This window comes from Rhodococcus sp. NPDC003348 (genome assembly GCF_053589375.1).
In genome coordinates this window covers 1-4,948 of record NZ_JBSFRT010000087.1, presented here as the reverse complement: position 1 = coordinate 4,948, position 4,948 = coordinate 1, and the positions used below count along the sequence as shown (strand labels likewise).

Genomic DNA, 4,948 nt, shown 5'->3' with positions numbered 1-4,948 from the left:
CACCCGTTCGGGTGTGGCGCCCTCCGCGCGAAAACTCCGGTCAGTGCTTCTCAGGCCCGATGTGGTACTCGAACACCAGGCCGGCAGCGGACGCGATGACCAGCACGGCACCGACCACGATCAGCCACGGCTGGAAGAAGGCCAGCGACACGGCAGTGAAAGCGGCTCCACCGGCGAGCAGGATCGGCCAGAAGCTGCCCGGGCTGAAGAAGCCCAGATCGCCGGCGCCGTCCGAGATCTCGGCCTCCTCGTAGTCCTCCGGGCGGGTGTCGAGGCGACGGGCCACGAACCGGAAGTAGGTGCCGATGATCAGGCTCAGTCCGGCGGTGAGGACGAGCGCGGTGGTGCCAGCCCACTCGACACCGGTCCTCGACATGGCGGTGAAGATGCCATACACGATTGCGATGAAGACGAAAAACACCGTCAACATCTCGAAGAGCTTGGCTTCGATCTTCATATCAGCTCGTCCTTTGTCGCGAGGTCGTCGGAGGCCGTCAGGCCCCGCATGTTCTTGGGTGCCGAAGCAGGCTTACTGGTACTCGCCCTCGAGGACCTCGGTGGCCTGGCGGTAGGTGCGCTCCGTGTTGAACGGGGTGGTGGAGGTCGCGACCGGCGACTCACCGATCTCCGCGAGCGCCTCTGCGGTGGACAGCGCCTGGCCACCCTCGTTCACCGGCTTGCGCAGCTCGATGTACTTGGCGAACTTCTCCGGGCTCACGGCGCGGACCTCGAAGTTCATCATCGCGTGGTAGGTGCCGCACATCTCGGCGCAACGGCCGACGAACGCGCCTTCCTTCTGGATCTCGCTGATCTGGAAGACGTTGTCGGAGTGGTTCTCCTCCGGGTTCGGCATGACGTCCCGCTTGAACAGGAACTCCGGAACCCAGAACGAGTGGATGACGTCGGCGGCGGCGAGATCGAACTGGATCCGCTTGCCGGTCGGCAGCACCAGGATCGGGATCTCGTTGCTGGACCCGACGGTCTCGATGGTGTCGTAACGCAGGTACGACAGGTCGTGCTCGCTCTTGCCGGCCAGCGGACCCGGGACCTCGTGCCCGTGGATGACCTGCTCTTCGCGCGGGGCCTCGGCGGCCGCCTGGGCCTCCTTGTCGACGCCGTCGTACTTGGCAGTGCCGTCACCGAGGTCGATGCTGCGGTAACCGAACTTCCAGTTCCACTGGTAGGCGGTCACGTCGACGACAACGTTCGGGTTGTCCTTCTTCTCGGTGACGTAGTTCTGCACGACCACGGTGAAGTAGAAGAGCACCGCGATGATGACGAACGGCACCGCCGTGTACAGCAACTCCAGCGGGACGTTGTACGCCGTCTGGCGCGGGAACTCCGGGGAGTCCTTCTTCTTCCGGTGGAAGATGACCGTCCAGAACGTCAGGCCCCACACGATCACGCCCATGAACAGGGCCGCGATGACCGACCAGGTCCACAGTTCGCGCATTCGCTCTGCCTGCGGAGTGATGCCCGACGGCCATCCGAAGCGAAGCACCGAATTGTCGATCGAACATCCCGACAGCAGCATGGCGGCCAGTCCCAATGAGACCGCTAGCCCCGCTCGCCGAAGGATCCGACTCTGCGCCACGTTCACGCCTTCCTGATCGCCGCAAAATTGATAGGGGCAGCCCAGCGGGACACCCGAATACTACGCAGCGTAGACCAAAGCCGCCGCCTATCCACCCTCGGGTCACACCCGGCGGTTCGGCGAGTCTGCGGCATACTCGGCAGAATCAATCTGCAATCCCCTCCACGCCTGTTCACGCGGGTGTGGAGTTCCCCCCGAAGCGAATTGAGGTACTGGACGCTGTGTGTGGACTGCTCGGGCTACTGACCTCCGACGGAACCACCGACGCCGCCGTCTCACGGGTCGACTCCGCGATGCACTGCCTGCGACACCGTGGGCCCGATGAGCACGGAACCTGGCACGACGACGACCTCGTGTTCGGCTTCAACCGGCTGTCGATCATCGACATCGAACACTCCCATCAGCCGCTGCGCTGGGGTCCCGAGGACAATCCGACCCGCTATGCGCTGACCTTCAACGGCGAGATCTACAACTACCTGGAACTGCGCGAGGAACTCGCCCGCGACCACCAGGCCACGTTCCGGACCGAGGGAGACAGCGAAGCCATCGTCGCGGCGTTCCACTTCTGGGGTGCGGATGCCGTGCGCCGGCTGCGCGGCATGTTCGCGTTCGCGATCTGGGACACCGAGACGCGGGAGCTGTTCGTCGCCCGCGACCCGTTCGGCATCAAGCCGCTGTTCCTGGCGACCGGCGCCGGCGGCACCGCGTTCGGCAGCGAGAAGAAGAGCCTGCTCGAACTGGCCGACGTGATCGGCATCGACACCGACCTCGACCCGCGGGCGACCGAGCACTACACCGTGCTGCAGTACGTCCCGGAGCCGGAGACGCTGCACGCGCGGATCCGGCGGCTCGAGTCCGGGTCGTACGCCTGGATCCGGCCCGGCGAGCAGCCCCGGATCACCCGTTACTTCACCCCGCAGTTCCCGGTCCGGCCGTTCACGCCGGGCTCGGAGCAGTCGCGCTACCGGGAGATCGCGGAGGCGCTCGAGGACTCGGTCGCCAAGCACATGCGGGCGGACGTGACGGTCGGGTCCTTCCTGTCCGGCGGCATCGACTCGACCGCGATCGCCGCGTTGGCGATGCGCCACAACCCGAAGCTGATCACCTTCACCACCGGATTCGAGCGTGAGGGCTACTCCGAGATCGACGTCGCCGCCGAGTCGGCGGCGGCGATCGGCGCCCGGCACGTGACCAAGGTCGTCTCCCCCGCCGAGTTCGCGGCGGCGATCCCCGAGATCATCTGGTACCTCGACGATCCGGTCGCCGACCCGGCCCTGGTACCGCTGTGGTTCATCGCCAAGGAGGCGCGCAAGCACGTCAAGGTGGTGCTGTCCGGAGAGGGCGCCGACGAACTGTTCGGCGGCTACACCATCTACCGGGAACCGTTGTCGCTCAAGCCTTTCGAGTACCTACCGACGCCGCTGCGCCGGGCCGCCGGCAAGCTGTCGGAGAGGATCCCCGACGGCACCCGGGGCAAGAGCCTGCTCAACCGGGGTTCGATGACCCTCGAGGAGCGCTACTACGGCAACGCGCGCAGCTTCAACGACGCGCAGCTGCGGGCCGTCCTGCGTGACTTCCGACCCGAGTGGACACACCAGGACGTCACCGCACCGATCTACGCGCAGTCGGCGGGCTGGGATCCGGTGGCCCGGATGCAGCACCTGGACCTGTTCACCTGGCTGCGCGGCGACATCCTCGTCAAGGCCGACAAGATGACGATGGCGAACTCGCTCGAACTGCGGGTGCCGTTCCTCGACACCGAGGTCTTCAAGGTCGCCTCGCAGGTGCCGCTGGACCAGAAGATCACCAAGCAGACGACGAAGTACGCGCTGCGCCAGGCGCTCGAGGGCATCGTCCCGCCCCACGTGCTGCACCGCGCGAAGCTGGGATTCCCGGTTCCGCTGCGGCACTGGCTGCGCGGCACCGAGCTGTTCGACTGGGCCCACCAGCAGATCGCCGACTCGCAGACCGACCACATCTTCGACAAGGCCGCGGTCGCGTCGATGCTGAACGAGCACCGGGACGGCGTCTCGGACCACAGCCGCCGCCTGTGGACGGTGCTGTGCTTCATGGTCTGGCACGGCATCTTCGTGGAGAAGCGCATCGTGCCGCAGATCCAGGAGCCGGTGTACCCGGTCCACGTCTAGGCACCGCACACCGACCGAAAAGGCCCCGCCCGGGTTTCGGGCGGGGCCTTTTCGGGTTCGTGCGGACGCCGGGTCGCCGCACCGGCGACCTACTTCAGCAGCGCACCGATCTCCTCGGCCGCGGTGTTCCCGTATGCGTCGGCGAGACGCTTGACGGCCTCGTCCCGGTCCAGGGTCCACTCCTGCGTGCCGACGGTCTCGAGCACGAGGACCGCGACCAGCGAACCCAGCTGGGCGGACCGCTCGATGCTCAGACCCTCGCTCTGACCGGTCAGGAAGCCGGCGCGGAACGCGTCGCCGACGCCGGTCGGATCCACCTTCGCCTTCTCCGGCACGACCCCGACGCGGACGAAGTTCCCCTCCCGGTCGACGATCTCGACGCCCTTCGCACCGAGGGTCGTGACCCGCAACCCGATCTGGTCGGCGATCTCCCGCTCGGTCAGCTCGGTCTTCTGCAGCAGCAGCGCCCACTCGTACTCGTTGGTGAACAGGTACTTCGCGCCGCCGATCAGCTCCCGCGCCTCGGCGCCGGACAGCCGCGCCAGCTGCTGCGACGGGTCCGCGGCGAACGGCAGCCCCAGTTCGCGGCACTGCTCGGTGTGGCGGGCCATCGCGGCGGGATCGTTCGCGCCGACGAGCACCAGATCGACGCCTGCGGGCAGGTCGGCGAGGGAGATGTCGCGGGCCTCACTCATCGCGCCCGGGTAGAAGGATGCGATCTGAGCCATGTCCTCGTCGGTGGTGCACACGAACCGGGCGGTGTGCGCGATCTGCGACACCCGGACCGCGGCGCAGTCGACGCCGTGCTGCTCGAGCCAACCGCGGTACTCGGTGAAGTCGGCGCCCACCGCACCGACCAGCAGCGGCGAGCCGCCGAGAACACCCATCGCGAAGGCGATGTTGCCGCCGACGCCACCGCGACGGACCACCAGGTCGTCGACGAGGAAGCTCAGCGAGATGTGCTGGAGTTGGTCGGCGATCAGCTGGTCGGCGAAGCGCCCGGGAAAACGCATCAGGTGATCGGTGGCGATGGAACCGGTGACCGCGATTGTCACGCGTGAGACCTTTCAGTTCGACTGTGCACGGAGCAAAGCCATCACGGTACCCGGCTGCGTCGCGCGTCGGGCGCCTCCGGCGCGGCCCGGACCCTGAACACACCCCCGGCGCGGCACCCGTGTGGGTGCCGTGCCGGAGGGGTCGGTGCGGA

The 4,948-nt window shown here is 67.2% G+C and carries 4 protein-coding genes; 1 reads left to right on the top strand and 3 read right to left on the bottom strand.

Annotated features, from left to right (window positions below; all coding sequences use genetic code 11):
- Positions 1-40: 40 nt before the first annotated feature.
- Both ACWDU4_RS28170 and ctaC read right to left on the bottom strand, forming a co-directional pair.
- Complete coding sequence (locus ACWDU4_RS28170; protein WP_450117254.1) at positions 41-457, bottom strand: cytochrome c oxidase subunit 4; 417 nt, start codon at positions 455-457, stop codon at positions 41-43.
- A 72-nt stretch (positions 458-529) separates the two neighbouring features.
- Positions 530-1,600 (bottom strand): aa3-type cytochrome oxidase subunit II, encoded by a 1,071-nt coding sequence (ctaC, locus tag ACWDU4_RS28165; protein WP_450117253.1) that lies wholly within the window; start codon positions 1,598-1,600, stop codon positions 530-532.
- A gap of 215 nt (positions 1,601-1,815) precedes the next feature.
- Between ctaC and asnB the strand changes: the two genes are divergently transcribed.
- The gene (gene asnB / locus ACWDU4_RS28160; RefSeq protein WP_450117252.1) at positions 1,816-3,741 is read left to right on the top strand and encodes an asparagine synthase (glutamine-hydrolyzing); all 1,926 of its coding nucleotides are present in this window, start codon (positions 1,816-1,818) and stop codon (positions 3,739-3,741) included.
- A gap of 89 nt (positions 3,742-3,830) precedes the next feature.
- Here asnB and ACWDU4_RS28155 read toward each other — a convergent pair whose 3' ends face one another.
- Positions 3,831-4,796: a carbohydrate kinase family protein gene (locus ACWDU4_RS28155; RefSeq protein WP_450117251.1), complete on the bottom strand. Its 966-nt coding sequence runs from the start codon at positions 4,794-4,796 to the stop codon at positions 3,831-3,833.
- Between the last annotated feature and the right edge of the window lie 152 nt (positions 4,797-4,948).